Below are 20,740 nucleotides of genomic sequence, written 5' to 3' on the forward strand. Positions count from 1 at the left end.
GCCCTCAGGCCATGAACATCCGCGCCGCGGAGGCGAGAGTGAGGAGGCCGCCGGCTGCGATGAAGATCTTGCCGATCAGTGACGCCTTGTCCCAAGCATCGTCGTCGTGGGTGGTGGCTTTGGCCTGGGTCTCGGCTTGTGGCTGCGGGGTGGCGGCGGTCTCGGCCGCGGGCTGCTGTTGCGGCTGCATCTGGGCCTGGAGCTGCGGCGCATCGGTTGCGGCGCGGTCGAGGTCGTTGACCTGGTCGGCGGCAATCACGGCGGGGTTGGTCGCGCCGGTCGCTGCGGCCTGGGGGGCTTCCGTCGATGGGGTCGGCTGGGCCTGAGCGGCTTCGGCCGGCGTCGCCTGGGCATTGGCGTTGGCGATCGAGGCGGGTAGGGCACCGCTGGCATCGGCGAGCGGCTTCGGCTCGGTCTGGGCGTCGGCGGCGCGGCCTTGCTCGACCGGGGATTTGACCACCGACTTGGCTTCGGACTGCTTGGCCTCGGACGGAGTTGTTTCGGAGGGCTTGGTATCGGAAGGCTTGGCTTGGGCTTGCTTGGCCTTGGCCGGCTTGGCGTGGTGCTTGACAGCCTTTTTCTTCGGCGCCGGCTTGGGTGCGCTTCCGCTATCGCTTGCGGCGGCCTGCGGGGCCGCGAAGCTCGGTGTCGCCGGTGCCACGCACCACAAGCCCACCGTCAATCCTGCTGCAATGATCAGAGCCGAGCGCCCGCTGGCTTTGATGTCCATGACATTCTCCCCATTTGCCAGCCCGCGACCAGAAAGCGCGGGGCGGTGGCGTCAGCGGGGCCAAACCATGAGGAAACATTGCCGATCCGCGGCAACATCTGGGCAGTGGCGCGAAGTGGCTGCGGAGCGTCGTTCGGTGCTATGGCAACGGCTGGCAAACGCCGTCGTCTGGCGGTTTGCCTCACGACTCCGTGATCGCCCCGGTGGGGCGTAACGAACCGCAGTTAGGGCCGAATTGTTGGACGGGAGCGTGCGTGCGCGGACGTGACGACGAATGGACCGACCTGATGCGGTCAGCCAATGCCGGCGACAGCGTCGCATATCGGCGGCTACTCCAGAGTGTCACGCCGGTGCTGCGCGCAGGGGCGCGGCGCGGTCTTGCCCGCGCCGGCCAGCCCGTCGATCAGGCTGAGGATATTGTGCAGGACATTTTGCTGGCGGTGCATCTGAAGCGGCACACCTGGGATTCGGGAGCGCCGTTCGCCCCGTGGCTGTTTGCGATCGCTCGCAACAAGCTGATCGATACGCTGCGCCGCCGCGGCCGCCGGGTGTTCGTCGATATCGATGATTTCGCCGACACGCTGGCGAGCGAACCGGCACCGGAGACGCTGCCCGCCAGCGAAGTGACGCGGCATCTCGAAGGTTTGCCGCCGCGGCAGCGCGACGTGCTGCAATCGATCGCGGTCGACAGCGCCTCGATCAAGGACACCGCGGTGAAACTGTCGATGAGCGAGGGCGCGGTGCGGGTGGCGCTGCATCGCGGCCTGTCGGCGCTCGCCGCCAAATTGAGAACGGTGTGACCATGGAAACCGACCGCCTGATCCAAGCGCTCGCCGCCGACGGCGCCAGTCGCGACCGCCCAGTTGGACAGATGCTGGCCGCCGCGCTGCTGGTGGCGCTGCCGGTGTCGGCGGCGCTGCTGCTGACGACGCTCGGCCTGCGCCCGGATCTGCACGAGGCGATGCGCAATCCGTTCTTCGACCTGAAATTCGTGGTGACGCTGGCGCTGTCGCTGTCGGCGATCATCGTCGCGCTGCATCTGTCGCGCCCCGAGGCGACGGCGAAAGGCTGGCGCCTGCTGCTGCTGGCGCCGCTGGCGATCCTCGGCCTCGCGATCGGCGCCGAAGCGATGCTGCCGCATCGCACCTCGGCGATGACGCGGCTGCTCGGTCACAACTCGCTGCTGTGTCTCGGCTCGATCCCGGTGCTGTCGCTGCCGATCCTCGGCGCCGCGCTGGTGGGGCTGCGCCGGGGCGCACCGTCACGTCCGGCGCTCGCGGGCGCGCTCGCCGGTCTGCTGTCGGCCGGGCTCGCCGGCACGCTGTATGCCGCGCATTGTGTCGACGATTCCCCGCTGTTCGTCGCCACCTGGTACACGCTGGCGACCGTGATGGTGGCCGGTCTTGGCGCCGTGCTGGGGCCCCGGGTGCTGCGTTACTGAGACACCTCCGGGACGTTACTGATCGCGAATGAATTTGACTCGCTTTGCGCCTGTGGTAGCAAAACACCAAGGGGCGCTGGATGAGCGGTTTTTCACGACGGCGGGCGAGGGCATTGGTGGCGGCTTGGGTCGCTGCCTACGCGCTCGTTCTCAATGTCGTACTCGCCAGCACGCTGCTCGCCGGACAGTCTCCGGTCCAACTCATCGCCGGCCACGAGTTCTGTATCGCTGCCGTGGATGATGGCGCCGCGGGTGATGCCGGCCAGCCGGCCAAGGCCGTTCCGATCCGCTGCCCGCTGTGCCTCGGCCAGCACGTCAGCGCGACCCCGCCGCCGCTGTCTCCGGCGCTCGCGATCCGGATCGCCTTCAGCATCCGCTACGAAGTCCCGCCCGCGACGCCGTTCGTCGCGCTGCGGCCGTCTCCTGCCCATCAGCCCCGCGGCCCGCCGGTTCTGACCTGACGATCGCGCGCGCGTTCCGCGCGTCCCCCTCATCGTCCGATCAGTTGCCGGAGTTCCGTCATGTCATCCGCATTCCCGCGGTCGCGCAGGCATTTGCTTGTGCACGCCACCGCGCTCGTCTCCACCTGCCTCGTCGTCTTGCCCGCCGCGGCGCAAAGCCGTTCCGACAGCACCCTGCCGCCCGTCACCGTGCAGGCGCCCGACCAAGCCGCGCGACCGGCGCCGGCGCGTCCGAAGCCACGCGCCGCATCGCAATCCACGCGCGCGGTGCGCAGCGCTGTTCCGGCCGCGCAGCCGTCCGCTGCGCCTGCCGCAAGCGAGGTCGCGCGCGGGCCGGCGCTGACCGTACTCACCGTGCAGCAGGCGCTGCGCGACATCGAGCAGACGCCCGGCGGCGTCGCGCTGGTGCCGGCCAACGCCTATCGCAACTCCACCGTGGCGAGCACCATCAAGGATATTCTCGACTACGTGCCGGGCGTCTTCGCGCAGCCGAAATGGGGCGACGACACCCGGCTGTCGATCCGCGGCTCGGGCCTGTCGCGCAATTTCCATCTGCGCGGCGTGCAGCTCTACATGGACGGCATTCCGGTCAACACCGCCGACGGCTATGGCGATTTCCAGGAGATCGATCCGACCGCCTACAACTACGTCTCGGTTTACAAGGGCGCCAACGCGCTGCAGTTCGGTGCCAATTCGCTCGGCGGCGCGATCAATTTCGTCACCAAGACCGGCCGCGATCCGTTCCCCAACGGCGTCAGCGTCGATGCCGGCGCGTTCGGCTATCGCCGGCTGCAGGCCAATGCCGGCGGCGTCAACGGTGCCTGGGATGGTTACATCACGGCTTCCGCCCAAGCCGCGGATGGCTTCCGCAATCACAGCGACGGTCAGGCCTACCGGCTGAGCGGCAATGTTGGCTATCAGATCACGCCCGATATCGAGACGCGGTTCTATCTCAACGCCAACAGCGTCCGGCAGAAGATCCCCGGCACCGTCACCAAGGACATCGCGCTGAATTCGCCGCAGACCGCGGCGGCCGGCAACGTGGCGCTGGATCAGCAGCGCAACATCGACACCGTGAGGCTCGCCAATAAGACCACGATCCGGTTCGAGGACACGGTGGTCGATTTCGGCGCCTTCGGCGTCGACCGCCATCTGATGCATCCGATCTTCCAGTGGCTGGACTATCGCTATCAGGACTACGGCGGCTTCGCCAAAGTCACCGACGATCGCATCATCGGCGGCTATCGCAATCGCCTGGTCGCCGGCGTCAATTTGTTGAACGGCCGGATCGACAACAAGCAGTACGTCAACGTCGCCGGCAACAAGGGCGCGCTGGCGTCGTCGTCGCTCGACAAGTCGACCAACACCAGCGTCTATATCGAAGACTCGTTCTACTTCCTGCAGAACGTTGCGCTGGTCGGCGGCACGCAATTCCTGCACGCCACCCGCGACCGCCGCGATCGTTTTCTGTCGGATGGCGATCAGTCCGGCTCCACCGAGTTCAACCTGTGGAGCCCGAAGGGCGGGCTGCTCTGGCAGATCGATCCGAACTGGCAGGCCTTCGCCAACGTCTCGCGTAGCGCCGAGGTGCCGAGCTTCGGCGAAAGCGCGTCGGGCCCCGGCATTCCGACGATCCCGTTCACCAGCATCCGCCCGCAGCGCGCCACGACCTACGAGATCGGCACCCGCGGGCGCCGGCCCGACGTCACCTGGGATCTCAGCCTGTACCGGGCCGAGATCAAGGACGAACTGCTGTGTCTCTACAGCGCGTTCGGCAACTGCAACGTCACCAACGCCGACCGCACCCTGCATCAAGGTGTCGAAGCCGGCCTCGGCGTGACACTCTTCAAGCACCTGTTCGAACGCGCCGGTGCGCCGGACCGGCTGTGGCTCAACATGGCCTACACGCTGAACGACTTCCGCTTCGACGGCGACGCCAAGTTCGGCAACAACCTGCTGCCCGGCGCCCCGCGGCACTATCTGCGCGCCGAGCTGCTCTACAAGAATCCGAACGGCTTCTACATGGGCCCGAACGTCGAATGGGTGCCGCAGGCCTACTACGTCGACAGCGCCAATACGCTTCAGACCGAGCCCTACGCACTGCTCGGCCTCAAAGCGGGCATCGACAATGGCGGGCCGTATTCGATCTACATCGAAGGCCGCAACCTGCTCGACAAGACCTACATCGCCTCGGCCAGCATCATCGACAAGGCGAACGCCAACTCACCGCTGTTCGAACCCGGTACCGGCCGCGCCGTCTATGCCGGCTTCAAGGCGAGGTGGTGATGCGGATGTCGATTTCATACGTGAAGCACCGGATGTCGTGCATCCTGCCGCTGTGTCGCCGCGGGCTGCTGGCCTCCGCAGCGGCCGTCGCGTCAGCCTCAATGTTCGGCGCTTCCGCGCTGGCGCAGAGCACGTCGAGAGAGCCGCTACCGCCGGTGACGGTGCAGGCGCCGGATCAGGCGCCGCGTTCCGCCGCCCGTTCGAAGCCGCGTGCTACGTCGGGTGGCAGTCGCACAGTGCGCACCGCTAATCGCGGCGCGCCTTCCGCGCGCCCGACCGCAGGTCCGGGAGTCCAGCAAGGTTCGGGCTCGACGGCGAGCCTGACGGTGCCGACCACTGAGCAGGCACGCCAGGAAATCCAGCGAGTCCCCGGCGGGGTTGCGCTGGTGCCCGACACGGCGTTCAAGAATTCGCCGGCCAACACCATCAAGGACGCGCTCGGCTGGGTGCCGGGCGTACTGATCCAGCAGCGCTGGGGGCCGGACGCGCGGATTTCGATCCGCGGCTCGGGCTTGTCCCGCGCCTACGGCAATCGCGGGATTAACCCGTATATGGACGGCATCCCGATCAACACTGCGGACGGGCTGTTCGACCTCTACGAGATCGATCCCACTGCGTATCGCTATATCGAGGTGTACAAGGGCGCGAACGGCTTGCGTTACGGCGCCAACTCGCTCGGCGGCGCGATCAATTTCGTCATGCCGACGGGGCGTGACGCACCCGAGTTCGAGGCACGTGTCGACGGCGGCAGCTTCGGTTACTTGAAGTCGCAGGTTGCGACCGGCGGGGTCGCCGGCGCCGCGGATTGGTACATGACGATGTCGGCGCAGCGCGAGGACGGCTATCGTGAGCACAGCAAGACTGACGCCGAGCGGCTGAATGCCAATGTCGGCTATCAATTCTCGCCCGATGTCGAGACCCGGTTCTATCTGAATGTCAGCCGCTGGCGGGCGCAGATTCCCGGTGAGGTCACCAAGGACCAGGCGCTGAACTCGCCGCGTGCGGCGAATCCGGTGTGGGTGCAGCAGGACCAGCAGCGCAATATCGACTCGATGCGCGTCGCCAACAAGACGACTTTGCGGTTCGACGAGACCACGGTCGATTTCGGTGCCTTCGTCCTCGAACGCCACGTGATGCATCCGATCTATCAGTGGCTGGACTTCCACGTCCACGATTATGGCGGCTTCGCCCGCGCCACCGACGACCGTTTCATCGGTGGCTTCCGCAACCGCCTGATCACCGGCGTCAACATCCAGAACGGCACCATCGACATCAACCAATATTGGAACGTCGGTGCGGCGGTGAAGGGGCCGCTCGCGGCGTCGTATCTTTGGAAGTCGCAGAACATGTCGGCCTACGCCGACAACTCGTTCTACGTGCTGCCCAACGTCGCGGTGGTGACCGGCGCGCAGTTCCTGCACGCGGTCCGCGACCAGCAGGACCGCTTCCTGTCCAACGGCGATCAGTCCGGCCGGCGGACCTACAATCCCTTCAGCCCGAAGATCGGCCTGCTGTGGGATGTCGATCCGACTTGGCAGGTGTACGGCAATATCTCGCGCAGCGCGGAGGTTCCGACCTACGACGTCACCACCTTCGCGTCACCGGCGAGCACGGACATCAATGCCCAGACCGCGACGACCTATGAGGTGGGCACGCGCGGCCGGCGGCCGGATCTGACTTGGGACGTCTCGCTGTATCGCGCCGACATCCGCAACGAGCTCCAGTGTCTTACCAGCCCGGCGACGCCCGGCGCCTGCACGATCCGCAATGCGGATCGCACGGTGCATCAGGGCATCGAAGCAGGACTCGGAGTCGCGTTCCTGAAGTCGACCTTCGCGCCGGAGGACCGGTTCTGGTTCAACGTCGCCTACACCTATAGCGACTTCCGGTTCGATAGTGATGCCACCTGGGGAAACAATCGTTTACCGGCAGTGCCCGCGCACTATGTGCGGGCCGAGGTGCTCTACAAGCATGCCAGCGGCTTCTACGCCGGCCCGAACGTCGAATGGATGCCGCAGGCGTTCTATGCCGACAACGCCAACACGCTGACGGTTGATCCCTACGCATTGCTGAACTTCAAGCTCGGCTACGACCACGGCACCGGCTGGTCCGGCTACATCGAGGGACGCAACCTGCTCGACAAGCGTTACATCTCGACCACGATCGCGGTGGAAACCGCCACCGCGGCGTCGGCGCTGTTCAATCCGGGGATGGGGCGCGCCGTGTTTGGCGGTTTGCGCTATCGAATGTGAGGTTTATTCCGTCGGCCGCTCAGGCGGCCGGCGGTGCGGCGGCGGTGGATTGCTGCATGCGGTGGAAGCGCAGCACCTGCTGGGCGGTGGAGGTGCGCAGCCGCTCATAGGTGTCGCGGCATTCCTCGAGATCGTGCGAGTGCGTGCCGTTGATCTCGTCGCGCATGTCGATGATCTCGCGCACCGTCGGCCATGTCAGGTTGCACACCTTGGCGAGGATCAGCACGCCCTCGTCGCGCGATTCCACCATCATGGCTTCGGCGGTTTCGACCGTGATGTTGGCCAGACAGGCGATCGCCTGATTGGTCTCGTCGAATTTGCGCTGCTGGGCGAAGCTGTGCACCGCGACGGCGTCGATGCGGCCCTCTTCAAACAGCGAGCGCACCAGCCCGTGCGCGATCGAGGTCTGGCGGCTGATGCCGCGCGGCGCCGAGCGTGCCAGCCGGCCGGCCTGGCGCACCGCGTTGCCGACATCGGCGGCGGCATGCGGATTGGCGGCTTCGAGCTTGCTGCGCACGGTCGCCGAAGCGATCGCGATCATCTTCAGGTACTGCGCCCGAGGAATGGTGCGCTGGCCCAGCGCGTCGGCGAGGCCGTCGTCATGTTCGGCGCGCCGGGCGAGCACGCAATAGCCGTTGTCGGAGAATTCGGCGCCGGGGTTTTTAACGGTGCTCTGCACCACCGCCGGATTGCCGAGTTCGACCAGCACGTCGGTGACGGCACCGCTGAGGGTGCGGCGGGTCGAGATCGCCATCATGTGCTGCTGGCTCTTGGCGCGCACATTGGCGATCAGGGTGGCGTCGTCGAGCTGCTCCGACTGCGACAGCACCGGCGCGGCGATCTCGATCCGATCTTCGAAAGCGAGCTGCCGGATGATCCGCGGCGGTGCCTGCACATTGGCAAGCCGCTGCGCCAGCAGCTCCTTGGCGTTGGATTCGATGTCCTCGACCAGGCAGGTGAAGACGTCGTCGAACACCTCGATCTGTTCGTCGTTGTAGTCCACGCCGTCGAGAAACAGGTCGGTCACGCGGCGGAGCGTCTCGACGCGGCGCGCCACGGTGCCGTGCGCCAGCATCGCCTGCAATTCATCGAGCAGGTGGAGGGCCGGCCTCGTTGATCTTGAAGTCATTACTCTTTCCTAGAGCGAAGACAGGGCGCCTGTTTCTTCAGGCGCAGGCAACTCGGTTTCGTCCGCCGTGCTTGGCCTCGTAGAGTGCGCGATCGGCGCGTGCCAGCACGGCTTCGGTGGATTCTTGGAGCGTCATGGTGGTGACGCCGGCGGAGAGAGTCACCATCATGCTGGGCGAGAACGCGCTCCAGTCGAGATCGGCGACGATCATGCGAAGCCGATCCAGGATCAGGCGGGCTTCGTCGTCGGAGGTGTTCGGCAGCAGCAGCAGGAATTCTTCACCGCCGTAGCGGCCGAACCGGTCGAAGCTGCGGATGTTGGCGAAGATCGTGATGGCGAAAGTGCGCAGCACCTCGTCGCCGATCGGATGACCAAACGTGTCGTTGATGCGCTTGAACCAGTCGAGGTCGATCAGCGCCAGCGACAGCGACTCGCAGTGGCGCGCTGCGCGCTCGATCTCGTTGTCGAGGTGCCGCATGATGCAGCGGCGGTTATAGGCCCCGGTGAGCTCGTCGAGCTCGGCCAGCTCCTCGATCCGCTGATAGGCCTCGCGGAGCTGGGCGCCGCGCTTGTACAGCGAGTCGCGCAGCGCCTTGGAAAACACCCCGATGAAGGTGCAGCGTCCGACCGTCAGCACCAGCGCCAGCAGGGTGGCGAGCCGTTCGAGCGAATTGTCGTGCGGCATCCCGATCGGCAGATCGGTGAGCAGGAACAGCGGCACCAGCGCGCACAGCAGCGCGGACCACAGGATCAGCGCCTGCCGGCGATCGGCGCGCAGCGAAGCGAAGCCGAACACCACGAACAGTTCGAACAGAAAGAAGGCGCCGATCTGCGGCGCCCACACCGTGAAGCCGATGATCAGCGCCAGCGTCGTGACGGCGATCGGCACCGTCAGATAGTGGTCGGAGAAGCGATCGTTGAACCCGGATTCCGACAGCGCGAACAAAATGCCGCCGACCAGGGCGCCGGAAACGGCGAATGCCACCACCACGATCGACGGGATCGTGCCGGCCTGGACGTAGATCAACAGGATCGCCGCATCGATCATGAAGCTGGCGGCGATCAGGTCCAGCATGTGCCGGCGCTGACGCATCCGTCGGCCACGGACGGCAAGGGTGCGCGCGTCTTCAGCCCTGGCGTCTTCAGCCCTGGTTTGAGGGTCGGGCAGGGTGCCCGACAGCGCGGCAGTTGGTCCCATCGTCCGCCCGGTCGATTTTGCTCTTCGGGAACCTACTGGGAAAAGCCTTTCGTTTTGGTATCTGCCAGTTGCTCGCAAGGGTTGATGGAAGCCGCCAGCTGGTTGATCCCAGCGGCTTTTGCACGGGATTTCCCGGACAGCCAAGGCGACCTGCCAGGATTGAGCTGTGAATATGTCGCGCAAACCGCATCTCGGCTTGGTAACCTTCGGCCAACATGGCGCGGCGACTCACGCTGCCCGCGGAGGTGGGCTGGCGAAGCATCTTGCTGGGTCAGGCGCCGTTTCGCGCCGGAATCGGGACCTGCGGCCATTCCGAGGATCGAAAATTTGCTTTTATTTATCGAACCTTCTGCGATGTCCGGCCGACCAAATCCAAGAGACGGCCAGTGAGTACCAAGCAGGCAACCACCGACGACGTCCTGATCGCCAGGATCGCCCAGGGGGACCGGGTCGCGATGCAGGTCCTGTATGGACGGCATCACGTCAAAGTCTTCCGGTTCGGACTGCGCCTCGTTCGGAACGAACAGATCGCCGAGGATCTTATCAGCGAAGTCTTCCTCGACGTCTGGCGGCAGGCCGGCAAGTTCGAGGGACGGTCTTCGGTTTCAACCTGGCTGCTGGCGATTACGCGGTTCAAGGCGCTGTCGGCGCTGCGACGGCGTAAGGACGCCGAACTGGACGACGAGGCCGCCGCCGCGATCGAGGATCCTTCCGACGATCCGGAGATCGCGGTGCAGAAGAAGGACACGGGCGAAGCTCTGCGGAAGTGCCTGACCTCACTGACGCCCGAGCATCGAGAGATCGTCGATCTGGTGTACTACCATGAGAAATCCATCGAAGAAGTCGCCGAGATCGTCGGAATTCCGGAGAACACGGTGAAAACCCGTCTGTTCTACGCGCGCAAGAAACTCGCCGATCTGCTGCAGGCGGCCGGCGTGCAGCGAGGCTGGCCATGATGGCGATGAGCAACACGATGCCGGATCCCCGGGAGCCGGGCGACGTCGAGGCGCTGCTGCCGTGGTACGCGGCCGGCACGCTGAATGCCCGCGATGCCCGCCGTGTCGCCGATGCGCTCGATCGCGATCCGGCGCTGGCGCGGCAATATGCCGTCATCCTCGAAGAATACGCCTCGACCATCGAGCTCAATGAGAGCCTCGGCGCGCCGTCATCGCGCGCGATGCAGAAGCTGTTCGCTGCGATCGATGCCGAGCCGGCCCGGGCGCCGGGTGCCGGGCAGGGGCTCGGCGCGCGCTTTGCCGGTTTCTTTTCCGGGTTGTCGCCGAAGGCGCTGGCGTGGTCGGCGTCGGTCGCCGGCCTTGCGCTTCTGTTGCAGGCCGGACTGATCGGTGCGCTGCTGACGTGGCCGCATGCGGCTCCGGTGCAGACCGCCGCCTATCAGCCGCAGCGCGAGGTGGCGCGCGCGCCGGCATCGGCTCCGGCTCCCGCGTCGGTTTCGCCGCCCGCGGCGGCGATGGCCGATCGCCCGGCAGAAGCCAGCAAACCGGCGCCGCCGATGGTGATGGGGGAGCGGTCGGGCGGACCGGTGGTGCGGAGCCTGGCGCCGCAATCCGGCCCGCGTGTGCTGGTCAAGTTCGCGCCCGAAGCGCGCGCTTCGGAGATCGCAGCCTTGCTCGACCATTATAACGCCGTGGTGGTCGACAGCTCGCGAGGCGGGCTGTTCCGGCTGCAGTTCGGCACGCAGCCGCTGTCGAAGCAGGATCAGGAGAATCTGATCGGCCGGCTGCAAAAGGAGCCGGTCGTCAGCGTGGTGCTGTCGGCTCCCTGATTACTTCGCACTGCACAAAGCAACTGTCTGGTGCTGTGGCGCGGGCACATCTCTGCCCGCGTCGCTGACGGCTGGCGCGGAGTTCTGCTCACTCCATCTCACACCTCGCGCGCGAGAAAAAATCTGCAACCGGATTGAACGTGTGCGCGTTGTCCGCTGACCAATCGTTGTGGGAGCGGACACCACCTCCCAAACGAGGCCAGTCGGCGCGAGCGCCCATCCACCCCTGCGCTGATATGGCTTGTGACCCGCCCGGTTGTCCCCCCGGGCGGGTCTTTCGTTTCCGGCCGGATTCGGCGGCCGAGCCACTGGGACGCCCTCCAAATACCCGCAGTATTACGAGGTTGGGCCGCGACGGAGCTCCAAGTTACCGCTGCGCTGGACATGGTAAATTTTTGTTAACAACATTGTTCGTAAGCTTTGCGTCGATTCGTAAGTTGCGTCGCGTTCCTTTTTCCTCTCCTGGCGGACCGACCATGGAACAGACCGACGCAGAGCGTGGGCGTGCGCTCGTCCAGCGCTGGTGCTTGCTCGCAGAACAGCGGCTCGACTACCTCACCGAGCTGTTCGAAACCGGCCGGTGGCGGCGCTTCTTCAGCGAGCTCGAATTTCTCGAAAACGTCCAGGAAGCCAAGGCCGCCGTCGAATCCTGGCGCGGCTTGTTGAATCGCGAAGCGACTCTCGACAATCGTCCGGTCGATCTGTCCTGGCTCGGCCACAATAAGAAAGTCCAGCCGCGGCTGGCGTTCTCCTTCGACGGCGAGGTGGTGAACGGCTCGCCCTCGTACACGCTGCCCCAATCGGCACCCAAGCCTGCCCAGGCGCCGCGCGTCACCGCTCCCGCAAAGCCGGTCAAAGCCGCCGAGCCGGTGCACGCCCCGATTGCACCGGAGCCGGCCCCGGCGATTGTCCCCGACGATGTCCCGGTGTGGATGCACGCGCTCGATCCGGCGCGGCTCGAGCAACGCTACTCGCTGCTCCGCAAAGCGGGCTGACGCGCACACCCGCGCTGATTCGCGCAAAGGTGCGCATTCGCGTCATTCATCCACAGCGTGGCCGATGCGACCTTCGTCGTATTGAACCGTCGGCGCCGATGGCGCGGCGCAATCTGCTTCAGTCCGCGCTCGGCTTACTAACTTCAACTGTTAGTTCGGTTTTGCGGCGCCGTTTGACATTGATCAAACTTGAACACAGCAGCCGACGCCGCGATGAGCGCAAACTGGCGCCAATGCGCACCGAATTGCGCCGCTGATATTTAACGGATTGGAACGAATTTCCGCGCACTTATTGCGTGCGAACCGGTTCTCGATTCGCTCATAAGATGAAATCACAGCAGGGGGATTCGCGGCGACGTGCGCGTCCCTGACGTGCTGCGGATCTCTCTTTCATGCGCTGAGTGCAGCCACGCTTTCGCGCGGCCTCGTCGGGAAAGAGATCATGCCTAGTGCTCAATCGTCGCCTGTCCCGCACAGTTCTGCGGGCCTGTTTTCGTTCTTCACCAACCGCAAGATCGGGGTGAAAATCGCCATCGGTTTCGCCGCCGTGCAGGTGCTGATGGCCGTCCTGGCCGTCCTCAACTATTCCAGCTTCGGCAAGGTCGGTGATGCGTTCGCCAAGTTCGATCAGCGCGTCGGCGTCGTCGACGCCGTGCGTGACGTCGAACAGGACTTCAATTCGCTTCGCCGTACCGTGCGCGAATACAGCCTCACCGGCGAAGACTTTATGATCGCCGAAGCCACCAAGCGCCGCACCGAGCTGCAGGATCATATCAAGCAGTCGCTGCAGCAAATTCGCGTCGCCAGCCGCCACGCCGCGATGGTCGACCTCAGCAACAAGGTTGATGCGTATGTCGGCCAGTTCGAGGGGCTAACCAGGCTGCGTCAGGATCAGAACCGTTTGTCGCTGACCGTGCTGGGGCCGGTCGGGCAGCGGATCGTCGGCAAGCTCGAGCAGCTGCAGTCCTCCACGATGAGCGGCGACGGCAACAGCGATCAGGCGCTTCTGGTCGCGCAATCGCTCAAGCAGTTCCTGCTCCTGCGGCTCGGCGCCGCGAAGGTGCTTGGAGTCCGGCTGGAGAAGTCCGCGCAGGCGAGCGCCGAAAAGGCTCTGGCGGATTTTCGCACCTCGTTGTCGACCATGAAGACCGCGCTGACGGCAGACGCCGAGCGCAAGCAGCTCGCCGCGATCGAAGCCGACCTCGCAATCTATGCGGACGGCTTCCAGCAGTCGGTTCGCGACGTCAACGACATCGACGCGGCGATCGCGTCGATGACCAAGGTCGCGGAGGCGTTGGCAGGTGATGCCGCGGCGATCAAGCAGTCCGGTCTGACCGAATCCAAGCAGATCGGCCACCAGACCGAGGCGCTGATCAGTGAAACCCAAACCCAGATCCTGGTCATCACCCTCGGCGCGCTCGCAGTCGGCATTCTGCTCGCCTGGCTGATCGGCCGTGCAGTGTCGGGCCCGATCGTGGCGATGTCCGGCGTGATGAAGGAGCTTGCTGCCGGCAACACCAATGTCGAGATCGTCGGCTCCGGGCGCCTGGATGAAATCGGGCTGATGGCCTGCACGGTCGAAGTGTTCCGCAACAACTCGCGCGAATTCGACCGGTTGAAGGCCGAGCAGGAGGAAGCCGAACGCCGCGTCGCCGCCGAGCACAAGGCCGAGATGCAGCGCCTCGCCGATCATTTCGAAGGCGCGGTCGGCGAGATCATCGACACTGTGACCTCGGCTTCGACCGAACTCGAAGCTTCGGCCGGTACGCTGACCACCACCGCCGAACGTTCGCAGATACTTGCCGGCTCGGTCGCGGCGGCGTCCGAACAGGCCTCAGCCAACGTGCAGTCGGTGGCCTCGGCCACCGAAGAGATGGCTTCGTCGATCACCGAGATCAGCCGTCAGGTGCAGGAAGCGGCGCGCATCGCCAACGAAGCCGTCGAGCAGGCGCGCAAGACCAACGACCGGATCGGTACGCTCGCCCAGGCGGCGAACCGGATCGGCGACGTGGTCGATCTCATCAACACCATCGCCGGCCAGACCAACCTGCTCGCACTCAACGCCACGATCGAGGCGGCGCGCGCGGGCGATGCCGGCCGCGGCTTCGCGGTGGTGGCGCAGGAAGTGAAGGCGCTTGCCGAGCAGACCGGCAAGGCGACCGGGGAGATCAGCTCGCAGATCAGCAGTATGCAGTCGGCAACGCAGGAGTCGGTCGGTGCGATCCGCGAGATCGGCGGCACCATCGAGCGGATGTCGGAGATCGCCTCGACCATCGCGTCTGCGGTGGAAGAGCAGGGCGCGGCGACGCAGGAGATCTCGCGCAACGTGCAGCAGGCTGCACGCGGCACCCACGAGGTCTCGTCCAACATCGCCGACGTGCAGCGCGGCGCGACCGAGACCGGTTCGGCCTCGTCGCAGGTGCTGTCCGCCGCACAGTCGCTGTCGCGCGATAGCACGCGCCTGAAGGACGAGGTCGATCGCTTCATGGAGACGGTGCGCGCGGCGTAAGCCGTCACGTTATCGCTAGCAACTTGCAACTGATGTGTCGCGCCCGGGCCTGGTCCCGGGCGCGCGCGTTTGGGTGACCTGTGGTCCAAATGTGACATCTATTCCAAATGTCATGAACTGCGGTACCTCATTACTTCGCCGTATTGTTGCACCTTTGTCGCTGTGATTACTTGCTCCTCGCACAGACTGGGGACGAATGTGCTGAGGGCGTTGTGGAGCGGAGTGAAGGCAAGAGCGTCGGCCGCGCATGCGCGCCGTCCAAGCCGGCCGCTCGCGATTCGCAACGAGTCCGCTTGGTTCGGCGCCGCCTTGCGGATGTCGACCAGTTGGATCGTCACCCTCGCGCTGCTGCTGCAGATCGCGCTGTCGGCGATGCCGGCCGCCAGCGCCGCATCGCTCGACGTTCTTGCCAGCGCCGGCATCTGCCATTCGATCGACACCTCCGCGCCGCCCGAGTCGCAGGATCGGGTGGTGGTGCACTTCAAGTGCATCGCCTGCGTCCTGGTCTGCAGCCTGCCGCCGCCGTCGCTGGTCGTCACCGCGGCGCCGAGCTTGGCTTGGGCGTGGCTCGCCCAACGCTGGCCGCTCACCGAGGCTGCTCCGCGTAGCGCCCCGGTTTCCTCACACTCCGCCCGCGGACCTCCGGACGTCGCGTAACCGCACCCATCGCCGATCGCGCGTTCCTGCGCGGCGGCGATGCTTAGCCGTTTCGCTGCTGTCACCGTCGCGTCTGCTCGTCGCAGCGCACGGCGCCAGATCTCCTGCGCCAGCCAGAGGCTGCGCGCGCTCGATCTTCCGTGAGTTTCGTCATGTCATCCGTTCTGTCCGCCGGCTTGCGCCGGTCCTTGTTGCTGTCCACCTCGCTGCTGTCGTTGCCGTGCGCGGCGATCGCGTTCTCGGCCGTCTCGCTCTCGTCGGCGCCGGCTTCCGCCCAAGCTGCGAGCAATCTGTCGACCATCGTGGTCGAGCCCGCCAAGCCGCGCGCCAAACCGCGCGTGCGCACCACCACGCCGTCGCCGCAGCGCGGGCCGGTGATCCGCGATGCTGCCGCGTCCCCGCCGCCCGCCGCGCCATCGTCTGAGCCGGTGTCCGCCTCGGCCACGACGCTGCCGGGCTCGGCTGCGGTGACGCGCAGCCTCGGCACCAGCGACAGCGCCTCGCTGATCACCGACATTCCCGGCGGCGCAGTGTGGGGCGCCGGCGGCGTTTCCAGCCTGCCGGCGCTGAACGGCGTCGGCGCCGACCGCGTGCAGGTGGCGATCAACTCGATGCTGATCAGCCCGGCGTGCCCGAACGAGATGAATCCGCCGCTGTCCTTCGTCAATCCGCAGATGATCGCCAGCATGCGCGCCTATCTGGGCGTCGCGCCGGTCAGCGTCGGCGGCGACTACATCGGCGGCAAGATCGACGTCACCACCGCCCCGCCGCAGTTTGCGACCGGGCCGAGCCTGCTGACCACAGCGACGGTCTCCGGCTTCTATCGCAGCAACGGCAACGCCTACGGCGTCGATGCGCGCGCGACGATCGCCAATCAGGACACCAGCGTCACCTACACCGGCGGCTGGGCCCGCTCCGGCAACTACAAGGCCGGCAACGGCATGACGGTGAAGTCGACGCTGTGGGAGGTGCAGAACCACGCCGTCAGCATTTCGCGGCAGAGCGTCGGCAATCTGTTCACCCTGCAGGTCGGCGGCCAGTTCATCCCGTATCAGGGCTACGTCAACCAGTACATGGACATGGTCTCCAACCGGTCGATGTTCGTCAACGGCCGCTACGACGGCGTGTTCGACTGGGGAAAGCTGGAGACCTCGGCGTTCTATCACCGCATCCGGCACACCATGGGCTTCATCGCGCCCGACAAGATCAGCAACATGCCGATGGACACCCGCGGCACCGACCTCGGCTATAATATCAAGGCGTCGGTGATCGCCTCCGACCACGATCTGATCCGCATCGGCAACGAGACCCACGCGTATCGGCTCGACGACTGGTGGGATCCGGTGCCGGGCTCCGGGATGATGATGTCGCCAAACACCTTCATCAACATCAACGACGGTCGCCGCACCCGGCTCGGCACCTTCGTCGAGTGGGAGCGGCACTGGAACCGGGAATGGACCACGCTGTTCGGTCTGCGCAACGACGTGGTGTGGATGGGCACCGGCAACGTCCAGGGCTACAGCGCGATGTACGCTGCCGACGCGGCACGCTTCAATGGCCGTGACCGCGATCGCACCGACGTCAATTTCGACGGCTCGGCACTGATCCGCTACGAGCCCAACGCGATCAGTCAGTTCGAACTCGGCTTCGCCCGCAAGACCCGCTCGCCGAATTTGTACGAGCGCTACACCTGGTCGAACACCGCGATGGCGATGAAGATGATCGGCTGGTTCGGCGATGGCAACGGCTACGTCGGCAACGTTGACCTCAACCCGGAGAAGGCCCACACTGTGAGCTTCACCGCGGCGTGGCACGATCCGGCGCAGAAGCTATGGGAGGTTCGAGTCACGCCGTATTACAGCTACGTGCAGGACTACATCGACGTGAACCGCTGCTTCATCGCGGGCAGCTCGACCTGCAATGCGGCGAACCTGACCAAGACCAACGCCTTCGTGTTCCTGCAGTTCGCCAACCACGACGCCGAACTCTACGGCGTCAATCTCGACGGTCGGCTGACGGCGTGGGACAATTCGGCTTACGGCCGAGGCGTGCTGCGCGGGCAGTTCGCTTACGTCCACGGCCAGCGCACAGATGGCATCAACTTGTATCACGTGATGCCGGTCAACGCGAAGCTCGGGCTCGATCACGAGCTCGGCGGCTGGGTCAACGGCATCGAGCTGCAACTGGTCGGCGCCAAGACCCAGGTCAGCGAGGTGCACAACGAGACCACGACGTCGGCCTACGCGCTGCTGAACCTCCGCACCGGTTATCGCTGGGAGAACGTGCGGCTCGATGTCGGCGTCGATAATGTTTTCGACAAGTTCTACACGCTGCCGCTCGGCGGGGCGGACCTCGTCGACTACCGCGCGGCCTCGATGATGGGCGGATCGTCGCCGATCTGGGGCTATGGCGTGCCGGGCATGGGGCGGTCGTTCAACACCCGCCTGACCGTGTCGTTCTGATGGTGCGTGGGGCCGCCTCCGATACAGAGAACGGCCCCATTCGCCGGCCTGGAAGCCTGGTATGACGACGAAGGAGAATAATCGACTACAGTCAGGCTGGTGCCGACGTGATTGTATTTTCATCCGGGTGGAGTAGAGATTCGAACTCCACGCAGGGGAATTTCATCATGCTCGACCGTCGCAATCTTCTGACCGTTCTGGGGGCCGCGATCTTTGTGGCTTCGCCCGCGCTCGCCGCCGAGGACCATAGCGCCCACATGCATGCTGCGGCCGCCGGCGCTGCGCCGGCCAACGCCAAGCTGATCGAAACCGCGTCCGATTGCGTCAAGACCGGGCAGGCCTGCATCGCGCATTGCCTGCAGTCGTTCGCGGCCGGCGACACCTCGCTCGCGGCCTGCGCCAAGTCGGTCGACCAGATGCTGTCGGTGTGCGCCACGCTGCAGAAGCTCGCATCCCTCGGCTCTCCGAACCTGCCGGAGATGGCCAAGGTGGCGCTGGCGGTGTGCGAGGATTGCGAAAAGGAATGCCGCAAGCACGCCGATCATCACGCCACCTGCAAGGCTTGCGCGGACGCGTGCAAAGCCTGCGCCGACGCCTGCCGCGCGGTGTGAGATCGCTTGCCGCCGCCACCGAGCCGTGCTTGTGGCGGTGTCGATAAGCGAGCTGGAGAGTTGACGGGCCTGGCTTGCCAGGTCCGGTCCCCGCGCTCGATCAATCGAACGCAACCCCGATCCGTTTCTCTTTTCGCCAGATCACGCGGCTGGCTCGTTTGATCTGATCGCTCGGGACGTAGAGCGTGAAGCGGTCGGGGATGAATAGGGGCGTGACGACATCCAGCGCCGCGCCGGCCTCCGAGATATTCCTGACGCTGCAGTCGATCGCGCCGCCGCCGAACTCGATGGTTGCAGCCTTCAGGACGCGCCGCCGAGGCGTTTTTCTCTGCTCATCCATTCGGCCGTTTGAGCATGAGAATTTTATATTTCTGTGAACGCGTCCCTCAAAAAACGCCCACAGTGCGGCCAGCTACGTACAGCAAAGTACAAAGCCGCCGTTCGCGCGCAGGACGCCGTCGGGCCGCGTCGTCACCGGGTGGTGTTGTGGCCGAGCGAGACCTGGGTGAACCGCGTCGCGCCCGGCGTCGTCAGGTCCGGCGTCACTGGTCTTGCGTGGTCGAGGCCAACCACCGCGCCGCGCGGAGTTTCGGCGATCACGTTGCCGGTGATCGTCGCGGTGCCGGCGCCGTCCATCACCGAAACGCCGATGCCGATGAAGCTCTTGCGCACGACGTTTCCGGTGATCGCAACGTCGCGCAAATAGCGGCCCCAGCCGGCAACGATGCCGAACGACGGCGCGTTCTCGATCACGTTGCCCGAAACCGCGGTGTCGGCTTCGACATAGATGCCGATCCCGGCATCGTCGTCGGGCGCCGTGCCGATCGGTCGTTTCGGCTTGAGGTTGCGGATGATGTTGCCGTGCACCGTGCTGAGCCGGCCGCCCTCGTTGAAGTTGCAGACCGAGACGCCGAGTGCTGCGCCGTCCACGGTGTTGTTGGCGATCACCGCGCCTTCGAACGCGAACTCCGAATACAGCGCGACCTCGCGCACGTTCAGCACGCTGTTGCCGGTGATCTGAATATTCGAAGCCGAGTTGCCGCGCACCGCGGAGTAATCGCAATCCTTGATGCGGTTGCCGCTGATCACCACGTTGCCGGCGCGAAACGCGTTGATGGCGTTGCCGTACTGGCCCGAGCCGCCCGGGCCGGCCTTGATGTTTTCGATCCGGTTGCCGGTGACGAGTGTGCCGTCATCGCCAAGCGAAGTGCGCAGAATCTCGATGCCGTTGTCGTTGGTATCAATGATGGTGTTGCCGTCGACCCGCAGCCCCTTGGCGTCGAACGACACGACGCCGGTCACCGCGATCTTGGTCAGGGTGTTGTTGCTGATCGCGCCGGAGCTGGCCTCCAGCCAGATGCCCGAGCCACCGCTGGCGGTGATCGTGCAGTCTTCGATCCGCAGGTCTTGCGCAGCGATACAGTGCACCAGCCCGCGCCGGCTCGGCAGCGGAATTCCGGCCCCGTCGAGCACCAGGCCGGACAGCGTCGCGGTTTCGGCGCCCTGGCTGTCGAACAATGAGGGGCCGCCGGTGAAGATCAGCCGCGTGGCGCCGCGCACACCGGACAGCTGAGCGCCGGACGGCAGCCGCAGCGTGCCGGTCCGATAGTTGCCGGGTGGCAGTGCCAGCGGCACGCGCCGTTCGGCGGCATCGTCGATCGCCCGCTGCAAGGCCGAGGTCTGGTCATCACTGCTATCGGGCCGGACGCCGGACAGCGCGGCGTCGCGGCCACGGCGCGAGGTCGGGGCCGCAGCGAGCGGAGACGTGGTCAGCGCCAGTGCGCTGGTCGTCGCAAGGGTCGTGAGGAAGTCGCGGCGGTGCAGGGCCATGGCGCGTGCTCTGTGGGCGAAAACCTAATCCTCACAGCTAACGCAAATTCCGCCGAGGCGCGGGCCAAGGCTTGGATCGGCGGCATGATGTTTCGCGGTAGGGTTAACCCTGCGCGTGGTCTGGCTCACGCTGGGGCGGTACAAACTGATCACGCCGCGCGGCCTGGGCCTCGCGTTCGTTGCGCTCCGGGTCTTCGCCCGGCTCCGGCGCGCAGGCACGGATCTGGTAGCCGTTGTCGAGCACGTGGCGCGGAGTTTCGGTTTCGGTGTCAGCGACCGTGTCGATCACCAGCCCGCTCTCCTTGGCGTGCTTCCAGACGTCGGCTTGGGTCGGATAGATCTTGCTGACCCTGGCATCGTCGCAAAACAGCGCGTACGGCATTGGTTCCTCCT

18 protein-coding genes are annotated in these 20,740 nt (G+C 65.6%); 12 read left to right on the top strand and 6 right to left on the bottom strand.

Annotated features, from left to right (window positions below):
* Window positions 1-4: 4 nt before the first annotated feature.
* A complete protein-coding gene (locus LRC39_RS09115) occupies window positions 5-730 on the bottom strand; it encodes a hypothetical protein (protein WP_346297021.1) in 726 nt (241 codons plus the stop codon).
* A gap of 254 nt (window positions 731-984) precedes the next feature.
* On the opposite strand from LRC39_RS09115, the gene LRC39_RS09120 reads away from it, so the two are divergent.
* The 5 genes from LRC39_RS09120 to LRC39_RS09140 all read left to right on the top strand — a co-directional run bounded on the left by LRC39_RS09120 (window position 985) and on the right by LRC39_RS09140 (window position 7,170).
* Window positions 985-1,530 carry a sigma-70 family RNA polymerase sigma factor gene (locus tag LRC39_RS09120; protein WP_346297022.1) on the top strand — a complete coding sequence of 182 codons (546 nt, stop codon included), beginning with the start codon at window positions 985-987 and terminating at the stop codon, window positions 1,528-1,530.
* 2 nt (window positions 1,531-1,532) lie between these two features.
* The gene (locus LRC39_RS09125) at window positions 1,533-2,171 is read left to right on the top strand and encodes a DUF1109 domain-containing protein (RefSeq protein WP_346297488.1); all 639 of its coding nucleotides are present in this window, start codon (window positions 1,533-1,535) and stop codon (window positions 2,169-2,171) included.
* A 116-nt stretch (window positions 2,172-2,287) separates the two neighbouring features.
* Window positions 2,288-2,632, top strand: coding sequence for a DUF2946 family protein (locus tag LRC39_RS09130; RefSeq protein WP_346297023.1), 345 nt, complete (start codon window positions 2,288-2,290; stop codon window positions 2,630-2,632).
* A gap of 60 nt (window positions 2,633-2,692) precedes the next feature.
* Window positions 2,693-4,918, top strand: a complete 2,226-nt coding sequence (locus LRC39_RS09135) for a TonB-dependent receptor family protein (protein WP_346297024.1) — start codon at window positions 2,693-2,695, stop codon at window positions 4,916-4,918.
* A 32-nt stretch (window positions 4,919-4,950) separates the two neighbouring features.
* Window positions 4,951-7,170: a TonB-dependent receptor family protein gene (locus LRC39_RS09140; RefSeq protein ID WP_430624939.1), complete on the top strand. Its 2,220-nt coding sequence runs from the start codon at window positions 4,951-4,953 to the stop codon at window positions 7,168-7,170.
* Between the two features lie 19 nt (window positions 7,171-7,189).
* On the opposite strand, the gene LRC39_RS09145 is transcribed toward LRC39_RS09140, so the two are convergent.
* Together LRC39_RS09145 and LRC39_RS09150 are read right to left on the bottom strand one after the other, a co-directional pair.
* Complete coding sequence (locus tag LRC39_RS09145) at window positions 7,190-8,299, bottom strand: DUF2336 domain-containing protein (protein WP_346297026.1); 1,110 nt, start codon at window positions 8,297-8,299, stop codon at window positions 7,190-7,192.
* A gap of 37 nt (window positions 8,300-8,336) precedes the next feature.
* Window positions 8,337-9,497, bottom strand: a complete 1,161-nt coding sequence (locus LRC39_RS09150) for a GGDEF domain-containing protein (protein ID WP_107343790.1) — start codon at window positions 9,495-9,497, stop codon at window positions 8,337-8,339.
* Between the two features lie 386 nt (window positions 9,498-9,883).
* Here LRC39_RS09150 and LRC39_RS09155 point away from each other — a divergent pair, with 386 nt between their 5' ends.
* The 7 genes from LRC39_RS09155 to LRC39_RS09185 all read left to right on the top strand — a co-directional run bounded on the left by LRC39_RS09155 (window position 9,884) and on the right by LRC39_RS09185 (window position 18,517).
* On the top strand, window positions 9,884-10,453 hold the full coding sequence (locus LRC39_RS09155) for a sigma-70 family RNA polymerase sigma factor (protein ID WP_263991243.1): 570 nt from the start codon (window positions 9,884-9,886) through the stop codon (window positions 10,451-10,453).
* Complete coding sequence (locus LRC39_RS09160; protein ID WP_346297027.1) at window positions 10,450-11,283, top strand: hypothetical protein; 834 nt, start codon at window positions 10,450-10,452, stop codon at window positions 11,281-11,283. The genes LRC39_RS09155 and LRC39_RS09160 overlap by 4 nt, the downstream gene beginning before the upstream one ends.
* Before the next feature lie 476 nt (window positions 11,284-11,759).
* Window positions 11,760-12,278 (top strand): TIGR03809 family protein, encoded by a 519-nt coding sequence (locus LRC39_RS09165; RefSeq protein WP_346297028.1) that lies wholly within the window; start codon window positions 11,760-11,762, stop codon window positions 12,276-12,278.
* Between the two features lie 442 nt (window positions 12,279-12,720).
* Entirely contained in the window at window positions 12,721-14,787 is a 2,067-nt protein-coding gene (locus LRC39_RS09170; RefSeq protein WP_346297029.1) for a HAMP domain-containing methyl-accepting chemotaxis protein, read from the top strand.
* Between the two features lie 315 nt (window positions 14,788-15,102).
* Entirely contained in the window at window positions 15,103-15,444 is a 342-nt protein-coding gene (locus LRC39_RS09175) for a hypothetical protein (RefSeq protein WP_346297030.1), read from the top strand.
* A 152-nt stretch (window positions 15,445-15,596) separates the two neighbouring features.
* Window positions 15,597-17,906 (top strand): TonB-dependent receptor, encoded by a 2,310-nt coding sequence (locus LRC39_RS09180; protein ID WP_346297031.1) that lies wholly within the window; start codon window positions 15,597-15,599, stop codon window positions 17,904-17,906.
* 167 nt (window positions 17,907-18,073) lie between these two features.
* A complete protein-coding gene (locus LRC39_RS09185) occupies window positions 18,074-18,517 on the top strand; it encodes a four-helix bundle copper-binding protein (protein ID WP_346297032.1) in 444 nt (147 codons plus the stop codon).
* A gap of 100 nt (window positions 18,518-18,617) precedes the next feature.
* Here the strand turns inward: LRC39_RS09185 and LRC39_RS09190 are convergent, their stop codons facing one another.
* From LRC39_RS09190 to LRC39_RS09200, 3 genes are all read right to left on the bottom strand, one after another.
* Window positions 18,618-18,857, bottom strand: coding sequence for a PilZ domain-containing protein (locus tag LRC39_RS09190; protein WP_107343797.1), 240 nt, complete (start codon window positions 18,855-18,857; stop codon window positions 18,618-18,620).
* A gap of 131 nt (window positions 18,858-18,988) precedes the next feature.
* A complete protein-coding gene (locus LRC39_RS09195; RefSeq protein WP_346297033.1) occupies window positions 18,989-20,347 on the bottom strand; it encodes a TIGR03808 family TAT-translocated repetitive protein in 1,359 nt (452 codons plus the stop codon).
* Between the two features lie 103 nt (window positions 20,348-20,450).
* Window positions 20,451-20,729 (bottom strand): hypothetical protein, encoded by a 279-nt coding sequence (locus LRC39_RS09200; RefSeq protein ID WP_346297034.1) that lies wholly within the window; start codon window positions 20,727-20,729, stop codon window positions 20,451-20,453.
* Between the last annotated feature and the right edge of the window lie 11 nt (window positions 20,730-20,740).

Source organism: Rhodopseudomonas sp. P1 (genome assembly GCF_039642825.1).
In the GTDB taxonomy this organism is placed as follows: Bacteria; Pseudomonadota; Alphaproteobacteria; order Rhizobiales; family Xanthobacteraceae; genus Rhodopseudomonas; species Rhodopseudomonas palustris_H.